This is a genomic window from Lysinibacillus sp. UBA5990, from assembly GCF_002429815.1.
Classification (GTDB): Bacteria; Bacillota; Bacilli; order Bacillales_A; family Planococcaceae; genus Lysinibacillus; species Lysinibacillus fusiformis.
This window is the reverse complement of sequence record NZ_DJAY01000015.1, coordinates 1,060,788-1,086,778: the sequence shown is the minus strand read 5'-3', so window position 1 is coordinate 1,086,778 and position 25,991 is coordinate 1,060,788. Positions and strand designations below refer to the sequence as shown.

Annotated in this window: 26 protein-coding genes and 1 pseudogene; 6 read left to right on the top strand and 21 right to left on the bottom strand. The window is 36.7% G+C overall.

The annotated features are described in order from the left end of the window. The first annotated feature begins 257 nt into the window (after positions 1-257). Positions 258-452 (top strand): hypothetical protein, encoded by a 195-nt coding sequence (locus tag B3D94_RS17975; RefSeq protein WP_291758896.1) that lies wholly within the window; start codon positions 258-260, stop codon positions 450-452. A 96-nt stretch (positions 453-548) separates the two neighbouring features. Then, on the top strand, positions 549-641 hold the full coding sequence (locus tag B3D94_RS23060; protein WP_414674013.1) for a DUF2196 domain-containing protein: 93 nt from the start codon (positions 549-551) through the stop codon (positions 639-641). A 233-nt stretch (positions 642-874) separates the two neighbouring features. On the opposite strand, the gene B3D94_RS17970 is transcribed toward B3D94_RS23060, so the two are convergent. Together B3D94_RS17970 and B3D94_RS17965 are read right to left on the bottom strand one after the other, a co-directional pair. Next, on the bottom strand, positions 875-1,450 hold the full coding sequence (locus tag B3D94_RS17970) for a TetR/AcrR family transcriptional regulator (protein ID WP_291758893.1): 576 nt from the start codon (positions 1,448-1,450) through the stop codon (positions 875-877). Between the two features lie 43 nt (positions 1,451-1,493). Beyond that, positions 1,494-2,552 carry a fumarylacetoacetate hydrolase family protein gene (locus B3D94_RS17965; RefSeq protein WP_291758890.1) on the bottom strand — a complete coding sequence of 353 codons (1,059 nt, stop codon included), beginning with the start codon at positions 2,550-2,552 and terminating at the stop codon, positions 1,494-1,496. 166 nt (positions 2,553-2,718) lie between these two features. On the opposite strand from B3D94_RS17965, the gene B3D94_RS17960 reads away from it, so the two are divergent. Together B3D94_RS17960 and B3D94_RS23055 are read left to right on the top strand one after the other, a co-directional pair. Beyond that, positions 2,719-3,741 carry an MBL fold metallo-hydrolase gene (locus B3D94_RS17960; protein ID WP_291758888.1) on the top strand — a complete coding sequence of 341 codons (1,023 nt, stop codon included), beginning with the start codon at positions 2,719-2,721 and terminating at the stop codon, positions 3,739-3,741. Positions 3,742-3,820: 79 nt separating this feature from the next. Further along, positions 3,821-4,018 (top strand): annotated as a pseudogene (locus B3D94_RS23055) (hypothetical protein); the annotation flags it as partial. 408 nt (positions 4,019-4,426) lie between these two features. Here the strand turns inward: B3D94_RS23055 and B3D94_RS17955 are convergent. The 10 genes from B3D94_RS17955 to B3D94_RS17910 form a co-directional block, all read right to left on the bottom strand. Next, positions 4,427-5,059 (bottom strand): type 1 glutamine amidotransferase family protein, encoded by a 633-nt coding sequence (locus B3D94_RS17955; RefSeq protein ID WP_291758885.1) that lies wholly within the window; start codon positions 5,057-5,059, stop codon positions 4,427-4,429. Between the two features lie 75 nt (positions 5,060-5,134). After that, positions 5,135-6,097, bottom strand: coding sequence for a helix-turn-helix transcriptional regulator (locus tag B3D94_RS17950; RefSeq protein ID WP_291758883.1), 963 nt, complete (start codon positions 6,095-6,097; stop codon positions 5,135-5,137). Positions 6,098-6,808: 711 nt separating this feature from the next. Then, positions 6,809-9,559 carry an S-layer homology domain-containing protein gene (locus B3D94_RS17945; RefSeq protein WP_291758880.1) on the bottom strand — a complete coding sequence of 917 codons (2,751 nt, stop codon included), beginning with the start codon at positions 9,557-9,559 and terminating at the stop codon, positions 6,809-6,811. Positions 9,560-10,350: 791 nt separating this feature from the next. Then, a complete protein-coding gene (locus tag B3D94_RS17940) occupies positions 10,351-11,247 on the bottom strand; it encodes a hydroxymethylglutaryl-CoA lyase (protein WP_291758877.1) in 897 nt (298 codons plus the stop codon). Between the two features lie 19 nt (positions 11,248-11,266). Continuing rightward, positions 11,267-12,622, bottom strand: coding sequence for a tripartite tricarboxylate transporter permease (locus B3D94_RS17935; RefSeq protein ID WP_069481137.1), 1,356 nt, complete (start codon positions 12,620-12,622; stop codon positions 11,267-11,269). Further along, on the bottom strand, positions 12,619-13,068 hold the full coding sequence (locus B3D94_RS17930) for a hypothetical protein (RefSeq protein WP_254664262.1): 450 nt from the start codon (positions 13,066-13,068) through the stop codon (positions 12,619-12,621). The genes B3D94_RS17935 and B3D94_RS17930 overlap by 4 nt, the downstream gene beginning before the upstream one ends. Next, on the bottom strand, positions 13,061-14,317 hold the full coding sequence (locus tag B3D94_RS17925; protein WP_069481135.1) for a hydroxymethylglutaryl-CoA reductase, degradative: 1,257 nt from the start codon (positions 14,315-14,317) through the stop codon (positions 13,061-13,063). Before B3D94_RS17925 ends, B3D94_RS17930 begins: the two co-directional genes overlap by 8 nt. Before the next feature lie 138 nt (positions 14,318-14,455). After that, entirely contained in the window at positions 14,456-15,004 is a 549-nt protein-coding gene (locus B3D94_RS17920) for a helix-turn-helix domain-containing protein (protein WP_069481134.1), read from the bottom strand. Positions 15,005-15,168: 164 nt separating this feature from the next. Next, the gene (locus B3D94_RS17915; RefSeq protein ID WP_291758871.1) at positions 15,169-16,053 is read right to left on the bottom strand and encodes a ribokinase; all 885 of its coding nucleotides are present in this window, start codon (positions 16,051-16,053) and stop codon (positions 15,169-15,171) included. Between the two features lie 17 nt (positions 16,054-16,070). Beyond that, a complete protein-coding gene (locus B3D94_RS17910; RefSeq protein WP_069481132.1) occupies positions 16,071-17,024 on the bottom strand; it encodes a nucleoside hydrolase in 954 nt (317 codons plus the stop codon). Between the two features lie 93 nt (positions 17,025-17,117). Between B3D94_RS17910 and B3D94_RS17905 the strand changes: the two genes are divergently transcribed. Beyond that, on the top strand, positions 17,118-17,750 hold the full coding sequence (locus B3D94_RS17905) for a Crp/Fnr family transcriptional regulator (RefSeq protein WP_069481131.1): 633 nt from the start codon (positions 17,118-17,120) through the stop codon (positions 17,748-17,750). 202 nt (positions 17,751-17,952) lie between these two features. On the opposite strand, the gene B3D94_RS17900 is transcribed toward B3D94_RS17905, so the two are convergent. From B3D94_RS17900 to B3D94_RS17865, 8 genes are all read right to left on the bottom strand, one after another. Then, positions 17,953-18,495, bottom strand: coding sequence for a histidine phosphatase family protein (locus B3D94_RS17900; protein ID WP_069483329.1), 543 nt, complete (start codon positions 18,493-18,495; stop codon positions 17,953-17,955). Positions 18,496-18,958: 463 nt separating this feature from the next. After that, on the bottom strand, positions 18,959-19,750 hold the full coding sequence (locus tag B3D94_RS17895; protein WP_291758864.1) for a nucleotidyl transferase AbiEii/AbiGii toxin family protein: 792 nt from the start codon (positions 19,748-19,750) through the stop codon (positions 18,959-18,961). Positions 19,751-20,292: 542 nt separating this feature from the next. Further along, positions 20,293-20,853, bottom strand: a complete 561-nt coding sequence (locus tag B3D94_RS17890) for a hypothetical protein (protein ID WP_069481127.1) — start codon at positions 20,851-20,853, stop codon at positions 20,293-20,295. Between the two features lie 65 nt (positions 20,854-20,918). Next, positions 20,919-21,707: a class I SAM-dependent methyltransferase gene (locus B3D94_RS17885; RefSeq protein ID WP_291758861.1), complete on the bottom strand. Its 789-nt coding sequence runs from the start codon at positions 21,705-21,707 to the stop codon at positions 20,919-20,921. Beyond that, the gene (locus B3D94_RS17880) at positions 21,695-22,126 is read right to left on the bottom strand and encodes a BrxA/BrxB family bacilliredoxin (protein ID WP_036224373.1); all 432 of its coding nucleotides are present in this window, start codon (positions 22,124-22,126) and stop codon (positions 21,695-21,697) included. Before B3D94_RS17880 ends, B3D94_RS17885 begins: the two co-directional genes overlap by 13 nt. An 893-nt stretch (positions 22,127-23,019) precedes the next feature. After that, positions 23,020-23,457, bottom strand: coding sequence for a hypothetical protein (locus B3D94_RS17875; protein WP_069481125.1), 438 nt, complete (start codon positions 23,455-23,457; stop codon positions 23,020-23,022). A 22-nt stretch (positions 23,458-23,479) separates the two neighbouring features. Next, a complete protein-coding gene (locus tag B3D94_RS17870) occupies positions 23,480-23,761 on the bottom strand; it encodes a hypothetical protein (RefSeq protein ID WP_291758854.1) in 282 nt (93 codons plus the stop codon). 163 nt (positions 23,762-23,924) lie between these two features. Continuing rightward, positions 23,925-24,470, bottom strand: coding sequence for a hypothetical protein (locus B3D94_RS17865; RefSeq protein ID WP_291758852.1), 546 nt, complete (start codon positions 24,468-24,470; stop codon positions 23,925-23,927). A gap of 237 nt (positions 24,471-24,707) precedes the next feature. On the opposite strand from B3D94_RS17865, the gene B3D94_RS17860 reads away from it, so the two are divergent. Then, positions 24,708-25,235, top strand: coding sequence for a GNAT family N-acetyltransferase (locus B3D94_RS17860; protein WP_291758849.1), 528 nt, complete (start codon positions 24,708-24,710; stop codon positions 25,233-25,235). A gap of 253 nt (positions 25,236-25,488) precedes the next feature. Here B3D94_RS17860 and B3D94_RS17855 read toward each other — a convergent pair whose 3' ends face one another. Beyond that, positions 25,489-25,671: a hypothetical protein gene (locus B3D94_RS17855; protein ID WP_069481123.1), complete on the bottom strand. Its 183-nt coding sequence runs from the start codon at positions 25,669-25,671 to the stop codon at positions 25,489-25,491. Between the last annotated feature and the right edge of the window lie 320 nt (positions 25,672-25,991).

Below are 25,991 nucleotides of genomic sequence, written 5' to 3'. Positions count from 1 at the left end.
CTTTGGGTATTAGGATTGATAGAATACCAATAGTTAAAAAAATTACCGAATTACTGTTTGATTGAGCATTTTCAACCTTTAGATTTCCTTCTTTACAACCTTACATTACCACAATACTCCATATAAATTATTCCACTAAACTGCACTGTTAGTAAAAAAGCGTCTTTACTTGTTGTAAGTTAAAGTGGAAAGTTTCACAAATAATAAAAAATAGATTATACTGGACTAACTACTATATTCAAAAAGGAGCATTTCCAATGACAGAGAATAATCAATCTGAAGTACCCCCAAAAAAAATCAGCCTGCAAGAGGCAGTGAAGCAGCAGCTTGAAAACAAAAAGAACCGTTCCTCTGCAAATCAGGGAAAAATGAATCACGACCTTTCAACAAAAAAAATGAAAAGCCAGCAAACGAAAAAAACAAGCAATACCCGTAGAAAAATGGGTGTCTAATATACGGACAATATCAGAAAGTTATATAACAGGAAAAGCTGTTAATATGGTTAAAGGTTCTAAAAAGGGACAATTACCAGAGCTATCATTTAAGATATTTTTAACAAATCAGGCGCCCTTCCCCACGGTATTAAAGTTAGACTAACAGATGTACAGGTTGGACGCATACAGGAAATCTATTCTACATAAAAGAAGTGAAAAACATTCAAGGGTAAACTGTTCCCTGTATGCTTTTTCACTTCTTTTATTCTTTTCATTCTATTTGATTTAGCTAAATGCTCCGTTTGTTGAATAAATAACTTTAAAAATTTTTATGACTTTATTGTTACTTAACACATTCAACTCATTTCTACAATGCAACTAACTATCTTCGTTGAATTGATAAGGTGCATTACCCTGTTTTTCAACCAATGATGTTATGACTAAGTCAATATTGATTTAACGAACGATGAGACAATGTACTTGTAGAACTCTTCCTCGGTGACGAATTGGGACTGATATTGCTGGTGAATCAGCTCGCTCATCTGAAAGCCATAGCACGTCGAGAGAAAAGACATGGCGGCGAGACGCGCATCCTGTCTGGCTATGATTTTTTTCTTCTGCAGTCGTTCAAAATATTCAACCAGCAAAGAGTGCAGCTTCACCGGTGGTTCGGCCAGCACTCTGTCTAATTCAGGAAATATTCCTTTTTCGCGGATGCCAATCAAAATAATATCCGTATTTTTATGGAAAAACAAGCGGTACTGCTGGCTAACATTCAGCAGATCAACTTCCGGATTATCGGTCGCTTCCTCCATTAACAGCTTCTCAAATTGCGGGATATCCGAATGCTTTTCAATGATGGCTTCCAGTATGCCTTGCTTGCTTCCAAAATGCCGGAAAATTGTAGATTCATTGACTGTAGCTTCCGCTGCAATGGCTTTAGTGCTTACTCCCCGATAGCCATTCTTTTTTATGAGCCGTGTCGCGGCTTCGATGATTCTGTCTGAAGTATGCATTGTATTACTCCTTTTGCATATGTTAAACCTATTATACATCAAGTTATACATATACAATAGGGTTCGGGGGTTCATCATCTTCGTAAACGTTTAAAGGTAAATCACTTCTTTTTTCCCAGCGACTTGCTTCTGTAATCTTGACATTATCAGGCACCAATTGCGTGAGCGTGCCTAATTTATCGAACGTAATCTGGATTCGGTCAGAGGGCAACAGCCATTGTTCGGTCTCGATTGCGCAGCAATCCGGTATCGTCCCCATTCCTATAATTGTGCCCGGGAGCGGCGTGAAAATTTTGAGAACCTCCTCCATTACCTTTGCAGGGTGCGCGGAATACTCGGATGTGCTTCCCTTCCAGTGCAGTCTCTCTCCGATTCGTACATCCACATCCAGTGCCAGCGGGTTATCGATTTCATCCGGTGTAACCAGAAATGGTCCTATTCCTTTGCTGTAATCAAAATCTTTGCACCGAGTTGGTCCGGTCAACGCCTGAAAATCTGGCCACTGCACATCGCGAGCAGTACTGTCGTTAAAAATAACATAACCGGCAATGCAGTTCCCCTTCCCTGTAACAAAGGCCAGCTCCGGTTCGATATCCAGGTAAGAAGAATACGAAGGCCAATGAATTGTAGCCCCATCGCCAATCAATGCATTATGGTTACACTTGTAATAACTGAAAGTTACTTTATTCGGTTCTTGCTGGAATTTTTCCGCAATTTTTTGTTTAAACTCTTCTCTTTCCGCTCCTGTGTATTCTCTTTGCAGCAGATTTACGCCAGCATTTCTCAGATGTCTTGGCGTCAACCCGAAATCAATAAGCGCAGCCGGGTTCAGAATGGGCGGCAGCAGTTTTACAGCTACAATTGGACAGATTTCACTTTCATTGAATTGATGCAGATGTCTAACAGCGTATTGCATCAGCTCCTTAGCAGCAGTATGGCTTGCCGGCAAATGTTGTAGATAGCTGTCCATACTTTGTAGACTGTCAACGAATGTCCCCTGCTTTTTCATGATTGCGGCAAAAGACACGACAAAATTCTCGTTAATGACAAGTCCAAAAAAATATTCCTTCGCAGTTTCGGTGTGAAAGGTTACCAGTTTCATGTTTGTAGCGCCTCCATACATGTAGTGTGATGTTGTTCAGATATTATCATATTACATAGCATAAATGCACGCAAGTACTCGCTTGCTTTTTATTTTCCATTCTCTATAATAAAGATATAGTCCTTGTGACTAACCCCAAAAAACATATATGCAAAGGAGAATTGTTATGCAGTATAGAAGTATTATTCAAAAACCTCGGGTTAAATTTTTTGAAGTCGCAGATGGCGTCTTTGCAGGTATTTCGCCGTATCGTGGCATCAGTTGGGCCAATGCTGGGTTTATCAATAAAGGTGAAGGTCTGGTGTATGACACGTTCTTTGATCTGTTCCATGCGCAAGAAATGCGAGATGCTTTTAAGGAAGCAAGCAATGGCGGCTCTCCCGCCTATGTAGTGAACTCGCACTATAACAGCGACCATACCTGGGGGAACAAAGTGTTTGAAGAAGCCTGCATTATTATGCACAAGGCAGCGGCCAGAGAGCGTCTTACTGAAAATATCGCCTGGATGGATAGCGTCATCAAAAGAGGGAAGAATTCTCCGGAATCGACTCAGGGAGAGCAGTTTTTTGCGGCGGAATTTGAAGGATTCAACCTGGAGGGCGTAGAATGGGTGCACCCGAATATTGAGATAAAAGATGATATCAACATACGGCTTGGCGATACAGAAGTTATGATTTACAATGTAGCTCCGGCCCACTCTGACAGTGACTTGCTGTTGTGGATGCCAAAAGAAAAAGTGCTGTTCGCCGGCGATGTCGTGTTTAACGGTTGTACGGCGTACAGTGAAGAAGGAACCCTTAACTGGATTAAAGTACTTGATCGCATTATTGATGACATTAAACCTGAAATCGTTATTCCAGGACATGGCGCCATATGCGGCCTGGACTTCGTGAAGGAACAGAGAGACTACCTCTTGAACTTGATAAGCGAGTTCAACAAGCATTACAATGACGATATTGATTCCTTGTCCCTGACTAAGGAAATCGACATTTCTCGCTTCCTTCATTGGATTCAGCCAGAACGTTTGTATGTTACGGTGGACATTCTCTTAAAAAGCAAACGCGGGTTGCCATCTCTTCCAAATTGGAATGAGGTTCCTACAAAACTGGAAGACATGAAAGCTTTTTTATTCGAGAAATATGGCGATCGAATCAAGCCATGGGACCCTATGAGCGTGTGGCAAGAATAGAGTATGCATCTGCATAGGCTATTGGACTCGTACATCACTTACCACAAATAATACAAGGAAATAACTACTTGTCTCACTGTTAGGAATTTCTATAAAGCTTGAAAATATTTCTGATTACGAGGCAATTACCAGTATTATTAAGATTACAGGAGGAAGCTTTAGACTTCTCAGATTAAAAGAATACTTGAAATTAATCATCTTAATACTAGTTGTTGAAGCAGCACAAGATAGTTTAGTTATCGGAATTAAATATAAAAAAGCTGTCCCCTTTGGATAGCTTTTTTATATTTAAATGCAAAACAACACCTAAAGTGACACTTTTTTAATTATAAACTTGCCTAAAATAAAATTAATCTTCATTCAAAAGATAGATTTCACTTCTGTTAACTCTCTTGGAATTTCTGCGTTCAGGCGTTCCGCAGCAATTGCACTTGCAGAGACTGGTTGTACCCCACATTAGTAGGGCAGGATCGAATGACCTATGAAATATCTTATGGGCCTGAGGTTAAAATAAACCACACTTTCCTAAAGGGGTAGCTTCAGGAAAATGCGGATTTACAACGGTAAGGAAATTCCAAATTAAAAAGCCCAACTTCTCTGCAAAACAAATAGAGAAAGTGAGCTTTTCAGTTACTTCATTATTTTTATTTGAACGAATATAAAACTGCTAAGTTGATTTTTTAGCTCAGCTATTTATTGAATTCATTAACTGGAAGAAGTATTCGGGTTTATGAGTCTTATTTAGATTATACCATGAATGTAATGTGTCGGGAGTAAATACATCTAACTTTTTCAGTACTTCCATTGTAAATTCCAGAGGTGCTATCCCTGATGCGGTAATCAAATTCTCACCTGATACCGCAGGTCCCATCTCATAAAATTTTTCTCCTTTATAATTAGGACAGACCATTTTAATATACTCTAAGTCATTGCTTGTGTGTTTTCTAGAATCTAAGTATCCCATATTCGCAAGGGCCTCAGTTGCACCACAAATTGCAGCAACAATAGTTCCAAGGTTTAAAGCTTCGCCAATTTTTTTTAAGATAGGTTGATGAATATCTTCTCTCCAAGTAGTCCCACCAGGTAAGACTAAAAGATCTTTACTCTCAAGCGTACATTCATCAAGAGAAATATCTGGTTGTATACTCAGTCCTCCCATTGTAGTAATCATTTCTTTATTAGCTCCTACTGTAACTACTCTTAATGGGGCTAAATCTCTTTTGAAATATCTTCCAGAGTTTAATTCAGCAATCAAATACCCATATTCCCAGTCTGACATTGTATTAAATACATAAAGATACACTTTTTTTGTTTGCATTCAATAACACTCCAATCTCAATTAATATAGCCTATTATAAGATAACTTCACTGACAGCTAACGTCAGTGAAGTTATCATACTTCATGAAATTGTATTAATTCCGACAGAACTTCAATAAGTCTTTTCTTTAGACTTATTGGCTCAATAACTTGAATAGCTTTACCATACGGTAAAAGTAAATAAGGTACATATGTATGTATGATATCCTTTTCAAGAATAAATATTGCTTGATTTGAAGTGCGTTCTTGTAAATAATGTCCTAAAAACCAATGCTGGCAAATATCTCCCAACGTCCCTGTATTCCCATTAATAACTAAAGAAGTAATCCCTTCCTTATCTTCTATAGTTGGGAGGAGGTTTTTCATAAAAAAGTCACGTGCTGAAAAATTCCCTGGCCGGTTAAACTTATTTTCGGTTAGCATTAGACTTTCAATTCGATCTACTCTAAAACTACGGATATCATTCCTAAGATGACAAAATCCAATCACATACCACTTATTATTCCAATAGATAATTCTGTACGGATCGACCAATCTATAATTTAATTGCTTTTCGCCACTTTTATGGTAAAGAATTTTTACTGAGTACCCGTCAGCTACGGCCTGCTCCAACTCCTTCAAAAAAGGTTCCATAGAGAGTGAACTTAATCGACTTATTACTTCAAGACTAGTTAAATGTTGATTTATCTTTGTTTGCTGTTCTTGATTTGAGTAATTACTTAGCTTTGAAATGGCCCTACTTAGTGCTTCACCTCCATAATATCCGGCTTCTTCTGCAAAAACAGCAGCGTGAAATAGTGAAGTTTGCTCCTCAAAATCAAAAAAAAGAGGAGCTTCAATAAAATTATTTAATAAAGTATATCCTCCGTTATGCCCTGTATCTGAAATTATAGGTACACCACTTGTTGAAAGTGTATCAATATAACGATAAACAGTCCTTATATTCATCTCTAACTTTTCTGCAATTTGTTTTGCAGTAATTTTTTCACCTGAACTAAGCATCCATAGAATTGCTAACATATTGTCAATTTTAGGCATATAAACCCACCTCTATTTGGAATTTACTATCTATCCTATAAGTTTATTTTACTAAATTAGTAATAAATAAATTTTACAGTATTTATCATTAGAATTTAACTCATTTCCATGAATTAGACTATTCCGTCTAGTTAATTTAAGTATAATTCTTCATCTATATTCATTAAAAATTACAATTTTTTAAACTATAAAAATTCGATTTTAGTATCTTAAACTATCAATAATAAAGAAATTTTATAAAAATACAATTAATTATTAATTGAAAAACTTACCATTGATTGTTAAAATTTCAGAGTGAACGTCATAATTTATATCACGTACAAAACTATTAGAACCTAATTCCTTTATTATAGAAAAGGCGTACTTGGAGTGCAGAATAACGCCTTCAATCAGCTGCAATTTATCGATTAAAGTGACACTTACGGATAACTCACTCCCATAAAAATAAGCATCTTCAATAGATTAGGATACATTACCCTAAATTGAAGATGCTTTTTTGTTTTGTCTAACCTGCGGGGGTTCAGTTCACACTGTGTGCTACTGCTCTTTTTTAATTGCTGATTTTCCTTTTTTTAATCCAAAACATACGATAAATAGTAGCATGAGTATAAATGGAAAAAATAGTTAGTCTATTGTATAAGCCCCCGAAAGAAAAGTTTTTTAGTAAACTCATGAAAATGAAAAGACAGAATGTAAAGCATAAAGAAATAGTCACAAATGAAGCGCCCTGTATAAGAAAGCAACGAACTGTGCACGTGTTACTGGTTCATTCGGTCTAAAACTCCCATTATCCCCTAATGCAACACCATGATCTTCGAGTGTAGCAATATAATCATGAGCCCAATGTGTAGTAGAAACATCTTCGAAATGACTTGTTCCTTCTGGTGTCAATCCAAAGGCAAGTACTATTATTTTTGCCATTTGAGCTCGTGTTAATGATTCACTAGGATGGAAGGATCCATTTGATCCATCGATAATTTTTGCCTGCTGTAATTTCATAATTTCCTTATAGTACGGATGGCTTGGTCCAACATCATTAAATGGTATTGCCTCACGTATAGGTACTAACTCAAATGCACGAGTGAAAATGATTGCAACATGCTGACGTTGTATGGAATCATCTGGACGAAATGTACCGTCTGGATAACCATTGATAATGCCACGTGGTGCCATGTATTCAATCATTTCCTTCGCCCAGTGTGTTGAAATATCACTAAACGTAATAGTTGGTATTGGCTGAACAGGGATTACTGGTTCTGTTGGTATTTCTGGCTTTACTGGAATCTCTGGTGTTGGTTTAGGAATAGGGTTAGGATTTGTTTCTGGTGTTGGAATATGGCCTCCACTGCCTCCTGATGAATTCATTTCAATCCACTTCGCATATAGCGTTGTATTCCCTATTACCGTATCTTTTGTAAAATCCCATAAATTATTAAGAGTAGCCTCTTTAAACCAGCCCCCAAATGTATAACCTAGTTTTGTTGGTGCAATTGGTTCTGTTGTTGTTCCGTTGTATGATATATTCTGTTCCGCTACAACACTGCCTCCATTTGATTCAAATGACAATGTATAACGATTAACCTTCCACAAGGCATACAATGTGACATCCGAGGCGTTAATAGTAAACTTGGTATTCACCACATAATTTATCCCACTGCCATCTGCTTTTGTATTCCAACCATTAAACGTAAATCCAGTTTTCACTAGATTGCCAGTATTACCAGCTACTGTAACACTATGTCCATTCTCATAAGTTTGACTATTGACTGGTACTTGTCCTCCAGTAGCTCTGTTTCCATCATATATTACTGTATATTTAATTGGAGCTGTTTTAACGATGCTGAATGTCATGGTAGTTGAGTTGCCCGCTGCATCTGTAACAACGAGCATATAAGAGCCTTCTGTATCCACAGAGGTACCACTTACAAACAGATGACCATTTAATGTTGCTGTTCCTTCGTTAAAGGTAATTGTTCTTTCCGTATTGTAGCTAGCTCCATTTACTACTCCGCTGACGATTGGAGCAGTTGTATCCAATACAATACTGTCTTGAATGACGGTAATATTGCCTGCTCGATCAATTAACCGAACATATACCGTTTTATTTCCGTCACCAGCTGGTAACGTATAGCTCTTAGTGGAGCTGAAGGCTTCGTCAAGTGTCCAATTACTATTATTACTTGAATATTGCACTCCTACCACATCTGTGACGCCATTCCCTAAGGTTAAATTAAGCGTTACTTCACGATTCATTGTATGCGTGTTGCCATTATTAATAACTACGATACCTGAAGGCGCTACAGTATCTAGAGTTATGGTTTTTTGATATTCTGGTGATTCATTTCCCGCAGCGTCAACAAGCTTAAATGTCAATATTTTATCTTCGTTAACAGCTCCTATACTTAGCATAAAGCTTGGTACATAAGGTATCAATGTAAATGGGTGTCCATTAACTGAATATCGAATATGTGTAACATCATTTACACCCACAGCTGGCGTTATTGAAACAGATACATCTATGCTATTCGTATATTGGTTGCCTTGATTCACAATTACCGTTCCTGTCGGTGGAGTTTTATCTATTTGGAATTGGATCGTTTCTGATAGGCTGCCTGCTGTAACGGTTAGTGTATACGAGCCTTCAGCAGTAACTAGTGTTCCACTTGTAAATGGATATCCATTTAACGTTGCTGTTCCGACATTAAATTGCGGTGTTACATTCGTGTTATATAAACCGCCATCTACAACACCCGTTATTTCAATGTTAGTAATTTCAGAATACGTAATAATTAAATATGGACCCTGTCTGCCGTCATGTGCATGATTTTCAGTCATCTGTATATAATGTTCAGAATATGGTATCCCTGCTTGAGCTGCTTCTTGAGCAGTCATTCCTGAAAGAATAAAGGTTGCTCTAGGATCAGCTTTCGTGAACTCCTCTGATATATAGTTAGTAAAATTAAATGGGGCTAGCGTAGGTTTGAGTATGGGGACATTATGGGCTAGCAATCTTGTTTGTATAGATCCTGAAGTAGGGGCTGGTGGTGACGACATCATCACAGCATCTTGAGTCCAGTTATGATTTGTGCTTGTAGACACTTTTAGATAAAAGTTAGTTGTTCCTTGAAAAGTACCACCTGTTACAGGAATATAAAGATTTGCAGTTTCAACCTTGTATCCTACAGGAATGGGTGGCAACTGAAACTTAAGTAATACTTGAACTTCTAGAGGCATACCATACACTCCCTGATAACCTACATCAAGATATCCTAAATTCCCATCCTCATAAACTAACCCAGCATTAATACCCTCGTAAATCATTGTTGTATCCTCAGATGCATAAATTGGTGTAGAAACCATATTTGCAAAAGCTATATCTTTGTTACTAAAAATAAAGATTAATCCCATACTAACTATCAAAGGCAGTAAACTTACAATCGAAGCTATTTTCTTTTTCATCATACATACTTCCTTTCTCCTTAACTAAAATAACTACGGTAATAGTTCAATTTATATCGCCTTTTGTTGCTTCAACCACATTTTTCGCTTGGTGATTTCTTTAATCTCATTACATCCACCGTATTCAGATGATTTTCACTAAATATCTATTCAATTATAAAAAGGAATTTCAAATTAAAATACTGACAAATGTTAATAGTTCAGTATTAACATTTGTTTTTTTCATACTTTTTTTAATATCCACTACACATCTCATAATCAACTTTTAAATTCCTTTGAAAACAATAGTAGATTAAAAAAAACCTTACATTGTACTGTAAGGCCCTTCTAATTGCCGTATACTAAAGTGCTTTATGACAGACTAAACCTGCAAATCAAAGGTCATGAATCAATGTCTGTAGCTCAAAAAATATATGGTATATGATTTACGGATGCTACCAAAACGCTTAAAACTCACAACGATTAAGCAAACAAGTCAACGTCAACAATGTAATGTGGTGATGTAAATAAAACGATAAAAAATCGCTGAAATTCCCATTAAGGACGTACCATGTGCAATATCAAAATTTAGCATGTTTAGTTTAAAATGATTGTCTGTATATATGATTTCAAAATAGCTTCTATGTCGTTATGTTCGTATTTTTCATTTCATTTACCGATCGATCGATTTCCCGATTTCTCTTTAACTAGAACAGGTTCTAATTTTACCTAACAATAGATTCTTCTTAAAAAAACTGCACCCCCAACTATTAGAGTGTATCTAACAATTGGGGGCTCAGGTCGAATCCCACATCCTATTTACTTTGCACTTTATAAACTTTACTATCAGGCTGCCTGTTCATTGTCTGCTGTAAAAATCGCGTTGCGGTAAACAATTTTTCTTCATCCATATTTGTTTGAACGCCTAAACGATGCAGGAAATTCACTAAATCATTGGTTGATACATTGCCGCTTGCACCAGGGGCATAAGGGCAGCCACCCAAGCCACCAATAGCACTGTCGTATTTTGTGATCCCGAGTTCAAGAGCTGTAAATATATTGGCTAAAGCACGGCCATACGTATCATGAAAATGAAGGGCAAACAGATTACTGTCGTATTGAGCGAGCAGCTCTGATAAAATAGCCTTCACTTGTACAGGGTCTGCTACACCGATTGTATCGCCCAGTGAAATTTCTGAAACGCCCATTTCTATATAGGCATCAATTATTTTCTTGACTCTTTGAATTTTCACCTCGTCACCAAACGGGCTGCCAAATACGGTTGAAATATAGCCTCTTAAGGATATACCTTCACGATTAGCTGCTTCAGCTACAGCCTTTAGGTGATGCAAAGACTGGTCGATGGAAGCATTCAAATTACTTTGATTATGCTTTTCAGAGGCAGAAATAAATAAAGCAATTTCATCAACTTTTTGTTGAATGGCCCCTTCTACCCCTTTTAAGTTAGGGACAAGCGCTGCATACGTAATTTTTTCATTACGTGTAATTTGCTCGAACACTTCATGATGATCGGCCAAAGCTGGTATCCATTTTGGGCTAACGAAAGAGGATACTTCAATATGGCGGACGCCTGTTTCACTTATTAAGTTAATCCATTGCACTTTCAAATCAGTTGGAATAAATAATTTCTCATTTTGTAAGCCGTCACGCGGACCAACTTCTCTTATTTCCACTTGTTTTGGTAAAGTCATAAAGATACACTTCCTTTAATTAAATGCCGAACAGCTGTAGCATAATCCAGCTTGATGCGTAGAATACCATGAATTGTACACCGGCCCCTACACCTAAAATCCGATTTAATAAACCACCTACCGTTGCGACTGTAAATGTTAGAACTACCCCTAACAATTGTGCCTCGTTATAGGCAAGCAAAAACGCTAATCCGATGAACATAGCTACGATTGCTTCCTGACTAATATATTTTAATACTAATACGGACGCTTTACGTGCATAATTCATCGCAAACGGATAAGCAATTAAAGCGGCCACACTAATACCGATTAATCCAAAAATGAAAAAATCCCATGAAGACATTAACGTGTGTAGGTTGTTTACCGGATCCACAGTAAAAATCGGTGGTGCATTAAATAAAGGAGAGGCTGGTCCAAGTGCTACTGGGCTTAACGGAATACCGAATGCAATTAATGGAATAATAGCTTCAGCAATATATGTCGATTCCGTTACACCATTCATGACAGTAAGACTCGTTGTTGATTTTTTATAGGCACCTTTTGTGCGAGAGCCTACAATTTCTCCCATTAAAGAAGTCATCCCTACAGGACTAAATACAAATGTTAAGGATGAAAGAAACGTCGTAATGCTCGTGAAAATCGTCTGCCTTTTCGATAAAATTTTAAATGGATTTGGAAAATATCCTTTCCACGATTTCGTTTCAGGTGCAAGATTATATTGATTTTGCTTACTGCGCGTTAAATCATTTTTAGCAACAGGAGATGCTGCCATTAAAATATTACAAAACATTGGCCCAATGGCAATTCCTAAAAAGAATGTAATACTTAAATGTTTATCAAGCATTGCAAAGCTAACGCTATCTAAAGCCTTAATGAAAAATGCAAATGGAATAATGATTAAAAGACTTGCCCATTTCCCTTTTGAAAAGAACGCGATTAAAATAGCGGCAAGTGTAAAAATAATGCCTGACGAAGATTTAAAGAAATCGGCAAATTGACCTAAAAACTGACCTAATAGTACGGCAGTTGGTAAAGCGATAAATGCACCGATGACACCGCCTGAAATCATTTTACGTAGTGCAACGTGCGGCATGCCTAAACGGCGTAATGTATTTGCATGATCGATTAACGGTACAGCCGTTGTGTCACCAGGAATACCTAATAACGCAGTTGGTACAGCGTGTGTTAAATGCTTAGCTAACACCCCCGCCATGAAAAATGCGAATACACCTTCAGGAGGCGCTCCCAGTAAAATAACTAGCAATGTAATCGGTACCATAATCGCAGTTTCATCTGTACCTGAGATAAGTCCAATGATAGTAAAGATAGCTGCACCTAGAAGAGCAAATAGAAGAGCAATTAAATATATACTCATTTTTTATCCGCTCCCTTCAAGCCTTGTAAGCTAGAAAGAATACCAAATTCCTCGAGCTCTTTTTTTGTCACCGGATCTTCCTCAATTAAGCGTATTTCCTCGTCGATATCAATTTGTAAATCTTCAAACGCCTCCTTTAAAGAATGACTAGATGTCTCATCCTCTACTAAAATACGCTTTGGTTTAAATAAAATGGTATTGATAACGACAACCATCAGAATACCTGCAATCCCGGTTAATAGTGAATAGGAGTTAATCATTTGAGGGTCTGCAAACTTTGGAAAAACCCACTGGCCTAATTGATAGCCAAAAAAGCTGGCTACAACGCTTAAAATAATTGAAATAATTAACTGTTTACCAGAAACCGTGTCACCTAGAATTTCGATAAACTTTTTTTCATCAACATTTTTTTGCTCATTATATGGAGTATTCGCCAAGTTACTCACCTCGCAGAGAATTTGTAATCTCTAAAACACGATCATAACGGAAATCTTTTTCTTCTACTGCCTGCTGCACAACACGATCAATAATATCGCCTGTTGCCCCAGCCATTACAGCCAAGTTTTTGGCATGCAGACGCATATGACCAGATTGAATACCTTCTGCGGAAAGCGCTCGTAAGCTGGCTAGGTTTTCTACTAATCCTACCGCGGCAATGTAGCTGGCTAGTTCCTCTGCAGATTGCACATCCATAATTTTTAGAGCGGCTTTTGCAACAGGATGAGTCTTTGTAGCCCCTCCCACAATACCAACAGCTAACGGTAATTCCAACGTACCAACAAGATTGCCTGCTTTATTAAGCTCCCATGTTGTTAAAGAACGATATCTGCCAGAACGGGCTGCATAGGCATGAGCACCGGCCTCAACAGCACGAGTATCATTACCCGAAGCTAATACCGCGGCGGTAATACCATTCATAACTCCTTTATTATGTGTAGCAGCACGGTACGGATCAGCATCTGCAAATTCGTAAGCACTTACAATATTTTTGGCAATATCTATTCCCCCGAGCATTTCTGTCGAAAATTCACCACGGGCACGAACAATACGCTTATCTGCCAAATTTGAAATTATTCGGAGCACAACTCGTCCATTTGTAATCCGTTCGATTAAAGGCGACACAGATTCTGCCATCGTATTGACAGCATTTGCCCCCATCGCATCCTTCGTATCTACAATTAAATGCACAACAACCATTGTTTCTTTTGCTGTGTCAATTAAGTGCACTTCTACATCCTTTACTCCGCCGCCTAGCTTTACTAACGTCGGATCTTTTGCATTACAGTGTTCGATGATTTCATCTTTATGTTCAAAAATTTTCGCCCTTGCTGCATGAGGGTCATCAATATTTAATACTTGAATCTGTCCACGCATAACTGTTCCTGAGCTGGAAGTAAAAATTCCGCCTAAGTCATATGCTGCACGCGCAGCATTACTAGCTGCAGCAATCACAGACGGCTCTTCCGTAGCCATTGGAATAAATACCTCTTTACCATTTACTTTAAAATTGGCAGCTACCCCTAAAGGAACTGAAATGTGGCCAATAACATTTTCAACCATTGCATCTGCAAGCTCTAATGAAATTCCACTGTTTAAAGCTTCAACTTCCTCGTTTGTTAACTTTGATTTTTCAGCGATTAACTTAATTCGCTCTTCCACTGAAAGTAAATAAAATCCTTTAATTCGTGAAGTCATCCCCATACCCCCAAAAAATAAAAAAGTGTAATACAATTCAACTAAGTTGAATAGCATTACACCAATTGTAAATTGTCTGAATAGTATTGTAAACAAGAAAATTGTATTTTCGATAATATTTACGTTTAAAAGATAGATTTAATCCTCCACATAAATCGTTAATACTTTTGAGTTTTCCGCAGAGTTGTTAATAAAGATATGTTCTTTTTTTCCTGAAAAATACGCAGAATCACCTTCTTCTAAATGGTAAAACTTATTATCGTATTTCAAGATGATACTACCAGAAATGATGTAAATGAATTCATCATTATCGTGTGTATAAAGGGCTAAATTTTCTGCCCCATTATGTACAGTGACAATTGAAGGATTGATATTGCTCATATAGCTCTTATTCGCTAACAGCTCATATTGATAACCGAGTTGATTCGTTTCAACCGTCTCATTGCGCTCTTTTTTCGAGACAATAGAAATACCATCAAATTGATCTTGAATAACAAACCAAGCCATAGGCACATCAAATATTTCCGCAATCTTAGACAATGTCACCAGGCTCGGTGTAGCTTTACCATTTTCTATTTTTGAAATATGGCTTTTCGTTAAGTTGATCTGCGAAGCTAGATCATCCTGAGACATTTTATTTTTCTTTCGCATCTGCTTTATTTTTACTCCAACTTCTAGTAAGTTCATTTATTCCAGTCCCCTCGATCAGTTAGGCTTTTTACATAACTATACTATATTTTTAAATGTAGGATAGAAAATACGGAAAGTAGCTATTTGAGGTCTTGAAATGATGAACAACTAAAGGATGTGTAATGCTCTTCACTACACACCCTTTACTATGTTTTAATGAGTTAGACCTCTTTACCGAGTACCTCTGTCAAAATCGGGATAGAGGAAGAGGAGCCTTTTCTAGATACTGCAATTGAAGCAGCTTTTGAGGCTATATTTAGTGCGGATTTAATGTCTGCTTTCTGAGAAATCATACTAAGGAAATAGCCTAAGAAAGTATCACCTGCTGCGGTCGTGTCTATCACGTTGACTTTATAGATTTCTTGCTTTTGTTCTTGTATATTGTCTCTATATACGACACCATTTGTACCTAAGGTCAACACAATCTTTAAATTACTATAGTTTGATAGTAAGTGATCGAGTATTTTATTTGGTGATGTTTCTCCACTAATGGCTTGGCCTTCAATCTCATTTAGTAGTAAAAAATCAATTTTCGAAAAGTCTAAATGCTTAATTGTATTACTAATGGGAGAGGGATTTAACGCAATGGTTAAACCCTTCATATAAGCTGCATTGATTAGAACATCTAGACAGTTTATTTCGTTTTGTAGAATTAGGAAATCATCCGCATTGAAGTCCTCTAAGACTTGATCAATTTGTTCGACAGTTATTTCTTTATTCGCTCCACCATAGAGAAAAATACAATTTTCACCTGTCGGCGTCACTTGAATAATGGCATGCCCCGTTATCAAACCGCTCTCATCTATTCCCTCAACATTAACTCCCTCTACTGCTAATTTTTGTTTTAGAAACAGACCATCTTTGCCAATTTTACCTGCATGAAACACTTGAGCACCCGATTTTGAAAGGGCTATGGATTGGTTTAATCCTTTTCCACCTGGATATTGTTCAAAGCTGTCCGAGGATAATGTTTCTCCTTCTTTCACAAAGTGAGGTATTGTATAAACCTTATCAATATTTAATGATCCGAAATTTAAAAATTTCATCTACCCACCCCATCATTTTAACTTATCAATAATTCTAATAGCCGTTTCTTGAATAATTGATTATCAATGGTTTTACAAACTGTTGCATTAGGCACGTGTCCAGCAAATCCATCCGAAATGGCAAGTTTACTACCGTCATTTATGATTACTTGACCATAGGCAGCAGCTTCTGTCGTACACACATAGCAGTAACATAATTTGTCTTCCAGAACGATTTCATCCCATAATACAACACCCATTGCAACGGCATCTGGTAAATCAACAATATGTTCATTACTTCTTTGTAAATTATACGCAAGCAAGGAACGGTTACATTGAACAGAGAACACAGCTTCTTCTTTACCGCTCGCTAGTAATACATCCATATCATCCTTGTTCAATGCTGCTTCACCTAGACATACATCAAATCCAATGATGGTAGTAGGTATTCCAGAGTTGAGCATAATACTATATGCCTCTGCATCTACATACACATTAAATTCAGCAACAGGTGTAGTATTTCCAGGCCCAAAGCCAGAAGTACCCATTGCGTAAATATGCTTTACCTTTTTCATTGTGTCCGGTGATTTTAATATAGCAAGGGCAATATTTGTAACGGGACCAATTGTTACAATTTCGATTTCACTAGGGTTATTTTCAATCAATTCCAGGATCGCATCTACGGCATGCTTGCTTTCTGGCAAAAGAGTAGGATTTATTAAATGACAATCGCCCATTCCATCTTCACCATGAACATTAACAGCTGTAACTAAATCACGCATAAGTGGTTTGGCTGCTCCAACATAAAGCGGTGGCTTTTGACCATTAGCAACCTCAATTGTCATTAGTGCATTTTTTGTAGCTAATTCAACTGGGACATTCCCACAAACAGTGGTGATCGCTTCTACTTTAAGATTAGTTGATTTTAATGCCATAATTAATGCTACCGCATCATCACTTCCAGTATCTGTGTCAATAATTAATTTCCTCATAACAAGACCTCCAATTCTTATTTGCTCTGATTATATAATTCACTCTATAATGAAAATAGGTCAAATGACCAAAACTAAAAAGATGGTGAACTTATGGAATTTCAAGCTATTGTGAATGATGCACCAGCGCATATTAAGAAAGAATTTATTTATAGAAGACATACTAAAGGCAGCCCTATTATTCACCCACATGAACAAAATAATTATCTTTATATTCTAACTACAGGTACGGCTGAGGTGTATCGTCAAAGCTACGAGGGAGCGATGCTTTCGCTATATATTTATGATTCATATAGTTGTTTTGGGGAAATAGAAATTTTTAATGATAAAATGAAAACACTCGGTGTAATTGCAAAACAAAATTGTGAAACGATAGCTATCCATAAAACAAAGGTTTATGAATGGATGAAAACCGATTTTAATTTTAATTTTTACATCGTGAAACAACTTGCCTCCAAGTTAACATTAAGCTCAGATACTACAGCAAAATTATCATTACTAACTGTTAAAGACCGTATTTTATTAAGCATACATAATCACTATAAAATTGGTGATTTAGATTATCTTACAAAGCAAATTTTATCAAGTGAGGTCTGTGCACCCATTAGGAGCTTAAATCGTTCAATAAGTCAGTGCATAAATGAGGGCCTTATAAATTATAAAAATAAAAAATTCTCTATTCGTTCATTAGAAGAATTAGAAAACCACCTTAAACATTTTTTATAAAAATAACATTTTCGATTATTTTTGTTTTCAATTAGCAACGGTATTCTTTCCTAGCAGATAAAATTAAGCCAAAAAAAGTCGGTTTCCTGTGCGTTCAGGAAGCCGACTTTTTTGCTCCATCTAATCTGTCCATTACCATAGGATTTCTATAACGGAATATTCCCCCTCCATTTCAGCACATTTTTTAACCGTCACTACATTCTTAGAGCCTCTTCACTCCCACCAATTCCTGTCCGTTAAATTCCATTTTGTATATATCCGGCTTGGTTGTTTGTAGCAAAAAATCCAAATTGTACTTTTTATGATAGTATCCCATCATCAAGGTCATGACTAATGCGTGAGTTCCTATTACCACTTTTTGGCCCTCATAAGTATTTAATAGCTCTTCTAAAACTTTTACAGCTCTTTTTTGACAATCGGTATTCGATTCTCCACCCTCTAAAGCAAAATTGGGGTCCAAGCAAGATTTTTCTAACAGCGGAAACAATTGACTATCAGGTAGTCGCTTTTCTTCTGAAGAAAATATTCTCTCTTTTAATTCTTCACGTACGATAACTTCTTGACTCAGTTGTTTAGCTAATGGCTCAACAGTTAAAATTGAACGAGTATATGGACTGGATATTACATGATCAATTCCTTCCTCCTTTAACACATTAGCTATACTTCGAGCACCTAATTGTCCTTTCACAGTTAACCCTCTTGTCCGTTCATTTCCATCATACGGAGATTCACCGTGCCTCACCATATAAATGAACGTCTTTTTCCTATTAACAAATGCCACTAATCACTCACCTCGTGTATTATTTAGCAGGAACAATATATTAGACTAGGTATTTCAATGAAATTCCAAAAATATATTCTTTATCCTTTTTTATGATCCATTTTATAGAACGAATCTGGATGAAATGAGTTTCAAGAAATGTCATTTAACACCAAATCAAGTAAATTGCACTGATAATTCAATAAAGAAAAAAGAGCTGCCTATAAGACTCAATTTTTTTATTAGCGTTCCTGTTCATATACTTAATCAATTAAAGAGAATCATTCTTTTTCTGGAATGATGCTCTTGTCTTTGTAGAACTAGCGATAGGATAGCGTAACGACTGCTCCCCAGCAAAATGCGTTTTGATCATCTCCCTATTCCAGTTACACGGAATCATTTTATGAAAAACCCCACGAACTTTTTATTGTTCGCGGGGTCTCTATCGTTATCGCCAAACCTGCTCCTTACCATTCCACTTTTTAAAAAACTCTTCATTTGCCAATAGGACTTCATATATTGGGTTGAAAAATTGTTTAACGATTCCTTTTTCTAGTATAGGTGTTGGCTCCCATGTCAGGTGACGTTGGTCAGACAATTCTTCAAGATAAGCTTGTAATTTACGACCTTCTATGTTTTGTGTTTGTAGCAGCCTCTCTATATCCACTACTACTTTTGAGGTTATAGAGGGATATTGGTAAATATCAAGCAAGGCTTGGGCAACTACAAATTCGATTGGAGAGGTAGAGAGCTCCGCTGGCTCCATGTCTAGCATCGACGGGAAAGTAATGGTCGTCGGCGCTATTCGATTTTCTATAAAGGTTATTTTAACTTCTATGTATGTAGTGATGGTATCCAATTTTGCCGGTATCTTTAAGTGAATACTCGTATCCGTAATAATACTTTCTATGTCATTTTCTAAAAATTGAATACCGTCTTCTTGTATCTCGATTGAACAAATTTCTGTAAATGCCTGTTGGACTATGTCGTTTTGATAAGGGCTTTTTCGTGCTGTGAGTGCTAGTTCATTCGGTGGCATCCCTACTCCTTCAGCTAATGTAAAGAAGAAAAGATCCCCTTCTATGTAAAATTGATCATCATAGGATGATGTTGATAAACGGTAGAGAAGTCTTTCCTGACAATAAAACGCTACTAATTGCTCAATGCTTTCTTTCTTCATTTCTGCCATTTTTGTTAATTGCGTGATTACATCTGCTGTTATTGTATTGATTTTCTCCATAAACTTCCCTCACCTTTTTGATTTTTCAGATTTTTAACTACAGAATTTAGAATTTTACTAAAAATCTTGCTTTTATTATTACTTATTTTACTAGCATAGTAAACGGTAATGTATACCAGCATAATTTTGGCAACAAAAAAACTGCCAGCAACTCATGCGACAGCGTTCAACAATTAGACAAGGGGCAGCCTCGCTCATGCGAAACTACCCCTTTAGTATTTATAGGTAACATTTTCGTAAATTGTAAAAGTCTCAACCCAATCATCTGGGGAATATTATCTTGAAACAATAGTTGTTTCATCACCGCGGTAAAATTCCACTGTGTGCTCTCTAACTTAAGCAACGCAAACCCTACCATCTTTTGCGTCCTTGCAGCCCCAAAGCATGCGCCAGTGTGAATAAGTATCTACAAAAACAAAAAGCAGAATGCCAGATTACTGAAATATGCCACCTAAAATAGCACGTTTTCAATTATAGCACTCTACATTAAAAATGTAAAGCACTAATTATAAAATCTCTCAAATACCATACCAAACGGAATTTCATTCTTTTCTCGAATAGATTAAGGCACCACCTGATCCCATCATCATTAAATGTTTACCAGAAGGAGAAAATCCACATTTTATAGCACCATCTAAACGCTGTATATCAATAGCTATAGCATTGCTTAAATAGCTATAACGGGGTGTAAATAGATAATCGAGGACTACTGTTGCACGTGGCCACCACGGGTAAATGACTTCAACCTGCCAGCCATCCGATGTCACATGTATCCCATCCCCCGCTTCCAAGCCAAAAATAGAAGTAGGCTTTTTTGATATCGGAGAGTGAAAGGTTAAGCGGTCTTCACTGACACAGTCCTCAGTTAATTCCTTATCTCGTTCTCGATGAAGACAAAGACCCGTTATCGGCTCAGTGACACTATAGCCCGACCCACTTATGAGGATGATATTTTCACCTTGATCCCATCCACAGGCTAGTACACCATTGGCAGAAATTATCGTTTCATGTTCCCACGGACTCGGAGGTTTTGTAGTTTTCAATGATTGTGCTTTAACTAGTAAGTCTAGTTCAAAAGGGGTTCTAATTTCGCTATTCGTCATATGTATTTGGAGCCTCCTTATTATTACAATCTAATTAAATAGAGGCCTGTCATAAAAACAAGCCCCTACACTTCGAGAACACCATAATGGAACTTAGCCGTCACTCGCTCATATTGTTGAAAATCATACTTCATAAACCACTCTGATCGAAAATGAGCCTTCAGCACCACACGCTTTCTTGCGACCCGCTTCGCTTCTTGCACCCATTCATCGGTTAAAGTAACATGCTCACCCGCTAAGCGCAATGCCTCGAAATTATTGGACTCTTCAATAACTTCCTCGAACATTGGATCCATATAAACGACATCAAACGCATTCGCTGGTAATGTTTTTAAATAATGAACTGCCTCGGACTGAACGACCTCGATTTGTCGCATACAGGCCGTTAACGGTAGCTCTGTTGTATCATAACTTTGCATGCCCTGCCCGACAATAAAGGCGACATTTGGATTTGCCTCTAGGCCTACAATGCGCCCAGTTTCCCCAACGATATAAGCGGCTAACATTGCATCCGCCGCTAGACCAAGCGTACAATCCAGTACTGTATCTCCTAGCTGAAGCTGCGTGGCTTCTAAAAATGGCTCTGCCTCACCTCGAGCAATCCGTTTTAAGCGAAATGCCGCAGAATTAGGATGGAAGAAAAACGGCTCATCTACCCCATAAGCATAATAATCATAGCGATTTTTCCCCGCCACTATAATATTTGCCTGAAACGCCTCTGACATCTTCCGAACAGAGCGCTTTTTCCTCGGCTCAAATGTAGCCCCTAATATTTGACACGCAAAAGCAGCGAGCGCCATCGATTCATCGTCTGGTCTGCCCGCTGTTGTTACAATCGTATTTATTGATCGCATGTTTGTTCTAATACGCCAGTTAAATGGGAAACAATTTGCTCCACAGGGAAGCCTTCAATTTGTTCACGTGGAATAAAGTAAGCCAATTCCCCATCCTTTAAAATCGCCATGGAAGGTGAGCTTGGTGGTACTTCATCGAAATAACCACGCATTGCTGCAGTCGCCTCTGGGTCCTGCCCCGCAAATACTGTCACAAGATGATCCGGCTTCACTGCCGCAATCGCCTCACGCGCTGCTGGACGAGCAAGCCCTGCCGCACAACCACACACCGAGTTAATGACTACTAACGAAGTCCCCTTCGTCTCTGCCATAAATTCATTTACCGCATCAGCCGTCGTCAGCTCCGTAAACCCAGCTCCCACTAGCTCCTCACGCATCGGTTTCACAACCTGCTTCATATATTCATCATAAGCGTTCATGCTTTTACCCTCTTTCATATGTATTCGCAAAGCTTATTATAGCAAGGTTTTGTGTGAATGTACAAAGACATGCTTTTCGCCTGATTTCGTGGGTTTTCGGGAGAAGTGACTTTTTTGTGATTTTGGTGACTTTTTTGTGTAACGGATAGTGGTTTTATTTAGAGTCGTTACACACCTAAAAAATGTAACTAAATCGGATGTAACTGGATCATAGAGGAAAAATGACCAGGCTTAATAATATTTAATACCTAGTCACTTCTATTTAATTTTGGTTTAAAGCACATTCAATTTCAGCTATCCAAGTTTTCCCGCCATAAACGACAAAAGTTGTTTTATTACCTTCTTATCAAAAATCTTAATTCTTTGAGAGATAAGAAGATTTAAACCAAGTTCAGCTCGATTTACACTTTCTAAACTAATTTCCCAATATAAATTAGGATTAATGTTTAAAGCGTGAGCACAAAAAATAAGGCGTTGATTGGTTATAACAAACGGCCACCATCAGATTTTGTTGCACTTTAATAAATATTCGCCATACCAGAACGGATTGGTAATTCATTGATACCCATCACAATTTCGTAGAAAAAAATCTTTTTGTAGGTAGGTTTAAATTCATTTAGATCATATGTAAATTGTTTGGAGTCAGTTGTGAGGATGTAACTCTCACAGTAATCACAAGTGCTGTCATGAATACCACAGCACAATTCGGACAATTCGAAGCTTTCAAATTTCTCATCGCTCCTAGATGTATTTAATATAAAGTATACTTTGAATTACTAGATATACCAATAATACAAAAGAAAAGCCCAGCTCAAAATAAATGAGTACCTGGGCTTTGAAGTTAAAGAAATTATAATGGTATATATAATTTTATAGAATAATTACTTTCTATATTATATGTCTACATGAGGCATTGTTATTCTTACAGCTAATTCTACAATTGGCTTTGAAAAAGTACTTGGAATCATCGGACTTGGTAAATCGCCATTATGGTTTGCAAGTCCAAAAAATGCTTCTCCTATTTGTATCCAATCTAAATCATCAGTACCTTGTATAGTTCCTATAAAATGATAATCTGCACTATATGTATCAAAGCCATCTTTATTAGGAATAGCTCTCCAAACTTCTGCCTCTTTTGTAGGATCCACACCAAATTGTTTAAAGAATTTCAAAACTTCTGAACTCGCTTGTTGAATTTGCTTAGCGAAAAGTTGACAATCCTCGCAACCACAATGAGCTTTTTCGGAAACTTTCGGAAGTGCTTTATACAATTCAAGAGTTTTATCCTTATCTATTCTTACAATAAAATTATTTAGTTTAATTTCCTCCATAAAACACCTCAATTACAATTTTTTATTGTGGAGCTAACCAAATTACGTTACTAGCATCTTTCTTTGAATGGTCAGGAAAAGCATTAAAAGAAAGTAACTTCCCATCTTCTACATAGAAACGAATTTCTAACAATTTATTATCTTTTCCATAAACAGTTTTAATTGAATTCCAACCATCTTTTATCAAGTCACCTGAATCAGTTCTACGAATATCTTCTATAATGTAATTAACAAGTGTATCCATGTTTCCGTATTCTTTAAATCGATTATTAGCATTAATGTGCTTATTTACATCGACTTCCAATTTCCCGTTTCTTACATCTTTAATTTTTTTCCTTTGCTAGTTACTTTAACTATATAATTTACCCCGCTTCGTACAACTGAGAACGCTAGTCTAAATAGATTACGTTGCTCTAATGAAGGTTCAATATTTGAGTTAGAGTTTTCTAGTAGTTTATTTTGATATATCAATAAAGACTCTTCATATGGAAGAGTGTCTTGGAATTAGTTTCAAATGCCTTAACCAGTTGTTCCCATTGTTTTACAACTGAACTCCAACTTTGTTCAGGGAAGCTGTTAGCAGTATAGTTAGACCAACTTAATGCTTCTCCAACCCTTAAAATGTATTCTGTATCCGCTTCTTCCCATTTTCCTACCTCAAATAAATCACTTTTTGGCAAAGGCTCTAAAAAATTGTATATGCTCTGTAGCATCTTTTTTTCTTCATCATTCAACACACTACTTGCGAAGTTATTAGTTATTACCGAATCAACTAAAATGCCTTTTACCTTTTCTAGCTGATTGATTACAATTTGAGGGTCCTGCCAATCGTTTTCTTTTTGATTGTTTATTGCTAAATTTAATTCATACAATTTGAGGTTTAGGTTGTAAATGAAGTATTCTTGTTTCCTCGAATTATTTTCTGTAAACTTCACTACAAAAAATAAATTCATTAGTAAGCTAATGGGCAACAATATTAATAACGTTTTATAAATCTTTGATTTATTAATCATATCATCTCCTATAACTTATTTATTTTTAAATGACATAATTGACAAATATTATCAATTATTAAAATAAATATTAAATTTAATTTACAAAAATGTCAATAATTATAATATTTTCGGTAAAATTTTTTAAGGGTAAGCACAACATCTGTTGGTTTTTTCACCGATGCAAAGAATGTTGCATCCGAACATTGTATGTTTTTGGTTAATTTTGTAGAATGAATGAAAGGGAGGCGAACTAACTTGGAATTCACAACAGAAAGATTAATAATTAGACCTTTTAAGAATACCGATTTACAGGATGTATTTGCGATTTATAATAATGAAGATACTTGTAAATTCCTATTACATAATCAATGGACACATGAAAATATGGAGAAAAATTTTAATAAGAAACTAGCAAATGGTTTACTCTCTCAAGAGTCAATGTTAAGTTTGGCAGTTGTCTATAAGAATAAAGTCATTGGTGATTTGTCTGTATGGTATACAGATATGAAAGATACTGTTGAAATTGGATATAGCTTTTCCAATGAAGTGGCTGGGAAAGGTTTGGCAACCGAAGCGGTAAGTAGTTTAGTAGTTCAATTATTTGATGTTTTTAATGTACATCGGATACAAGCTAAACTGGATGCACGGAATATCGCTTCACAAAAATTATGTGAACGAATAGGCATGAGAAAAGAAGCCCATTTCACACAAGATTTTTGGAATAAAAATGAATGGACCGATAGTATTGTGTATGGAATGTTAGCCTCTGATTTGAAGGAATAGATGTAGATATTTAATGTGCTAACGGAGGGCTTGAGTTGAATAACTAGGAATTTCTATCCAACTCATACTTTACCATTTACTATTTGTTCAGCCCTCCTAGATACATATTAAAAAGCATCCAAATTATCATAAGAGGATGCTTGATAAAAAAGATTATTCAGCTTCGATGTTTGCTTCGAAGCCTTCATCCAATTGAATTAATTCCAACGCCTTGTTATCCCCTAAGCAAATACATTGCATTGTTCCTCTTCCCTTAACTTTTACTATTTATTTTGTAATCTGAAATAAAGAAAAAGAGTGAAAGTCCTAGTAAAATAACGGGGAGGAAAAAGAATCCTGCATCATATTTGACGGAATGCTCCATTTTTAATCCAAACAAATAGATGAATAATGTAAATGAAAAACATAATGATAGTGTCCCTGCTAAACTTTTCATTCAAATCCTCCTTATGTCAATCAGATAAAATAAAACTAAATCGTGATGGCAATAAGAGATGATCAACTTCAACATGAATAAGTAACTGGCCCCATCTATTTATCCCTTCAACTTCAGCTAACTACGTCTTTCCACCATAAACGATAAAGGTGGTTTCGGTACCTTCCCACTATCAAAAGAATTGATTGCTTTTGCCGTAATTATGTAACTGCTACAGTACGCACATATAGAGTCTTAAGAATTAAAAATTGCAACACATTTTGAGCTATTTAAAGCTTTAACTACCATTTCATCGCTCCGCATTGATTATTTACGGAACA

What these genes read in the sequence shown, in the direction of transcription:
- B3D94_RS17975 (WP_291758896.1), top strand. Translation starts at nt 258, where the DNA reads ATGACAGAGAATAATCAATCTGAAGTACCCCCAAAAAAAATCAGCCTG.
- B3D94_RS17970 (WP_291758893.1), bottom strand. Translation starts at nt 1,450, where the DNA reads ATGCATACTTCAGACAGAATCATCGAAGCCGCGACACGGCTCATAAAA.
- B3D94_RS17965 (WP_291758890.1), bottom strand. Translation starts at nt 2,552, where the DNA reads ATGAAACTGGTAACCTTTCACACCGAAACTGCGAAGGAATATTTTTTT.
- B3D94_RS17960 (WP_291758888.1), top strand. Translation starts at nt 2,719, where the DNA reads ATGCAGTATAGAAGTATTATTCAAAAACCTCGGGTTAAATTTTTTGAA.
- B3D94_RS17955 (WP_291758885.1), bottom strand. Translation starts at nt 5,059, where the DNA reads ATGCAAACAAAAAAAGTGTATCTTTATGTATTTAATACAATGTCAGAC.
- B3D94_RS17950 (WP_291758883.1), bottom strand. Translation starts at nt 6,097, where the DNA reads ATGCCTAAAATTGACAATATGTTAGCAATTCTATGGATGCTTAGTTCA.
- B3D94_RS17945 (WP_291758880.1), bottom strand. Translation starts at nt 9,559, where the DNA reads ATGATGAAAAAGAAAATAGCTTCGATTGTAAGTTTACTGCCTTTGATA.
- B3D94_RS17940 (WP_291758877.1), bottom strand. Translation starts at nt 11,247, where the DNA reads ATGACTTTACCAAAACAAGTGGAAATAAGAGAAGTTGGTCCGCGTGAC.
- B3D94_RS17935 (WP_069481137.1), bottom strand. Translation starts at nt 12,622, where the DNA reads ATGAGTATATATTTAATTGCTCTTCTATTTGCTCTTCTAGGTGCAGCT.
- B3D94_RS17925 (WP_069481135.1), bottom strand. Translation starts at nt 14,317, where the DNA reads ATGACTTCACGAATTAAAGGATTTTATTTACTTTCAGTGGAAGAGCGA.
- B3D94_RS17920 (WP_069481134.1), bottom strand. Translation starts at nt 15,004, where the DNA reads ATGAACTTACTAGAAGTTGGAGTAAAAATAAAGCAGATGCGAAAGAAA.
- B3D94_RS17915 (WP_291758871.1), bottom strand. Translation starts at nt 16,053, where the DNA reads ATGAAATTTTTAAATTTCGGATCATTAAATATTGATAAGGTTTATACA.
- B3D94_RS17910 (WP_069481132.1), bottom strand. Translation starts at nt 17,024, where the DNA reads ATGAGGAAATTAATTATTGACACAGATACTGGAAGTGATGATGCGGTA.
- B3D94_RS17905 (WP_069481131.1), top strand. Translation starts at nt 17,118, where the DNA reads ATGGAATTTCAAGCTATTGTGAATGATGCACCAGCGCATATTAAGAAA.
- B3D94_RS17900 (WP_069483329.1), bottom strand. Translation starts at nt 18,495, where the DNA reads ATGGTGAGGCACGGTGAATCTCCGTATGATGGAAATGAACGGACAAGA.
- B3D94_RS17895 (WP_291758864.1), bottom strand. Translation starts at nt 19,750, where the DNA reads ATGGAGAAAATCAATACAATAACAGCAGATGTAATCACGCAATTAACA.
- B3D94_RS17890 (WP_069481127.1), bottom strand. Translation starts at nt 20,853, where the DNA reads ATGACGAATAGCGAAATTAGAACCCCTTTTGAACTAGACTTACTAGTT.
- B3D94_RS17885 (WP_291758861.1), bottom strand. Translation starts at nt 21,707, where the DNA reads ATGCGATCAATAAATACGATTGTAACAACAGCGGGCAGACCAGACGAT.
- B3D94_RS17880 (WP_036224373.1), bottom strand. Translation starts at nt 22,126, where the DNA reads ATGAACGCTTATGATGAATATATGAAGCAGGTTGTGAAACCGATGCGT.
- B3D94_RS17875 (WP_069481125.1), bottom strand. Translation starts at nt 23,457, where the DNA reads ATGGAGGAAATTAAACTAAATAATTTTATTGTAAGAATAGATAAGGAT.
- B3D94_RS17865 (WP_291758852.1), bottom strand. Translation starts at nt 24,470, where the DNA reads ATGATTAATAAATCAAAGATTTATAAAACGTTATTAATATTGTTGCCC.
- B3D94_RS17855 (WP_069481123.1), bottom strand. Translation starts at nt 25,671, where the DNA reads ATGAAAAGTTTAGCAGGGACACTATCATTATGTTTTTCATTTACATTA.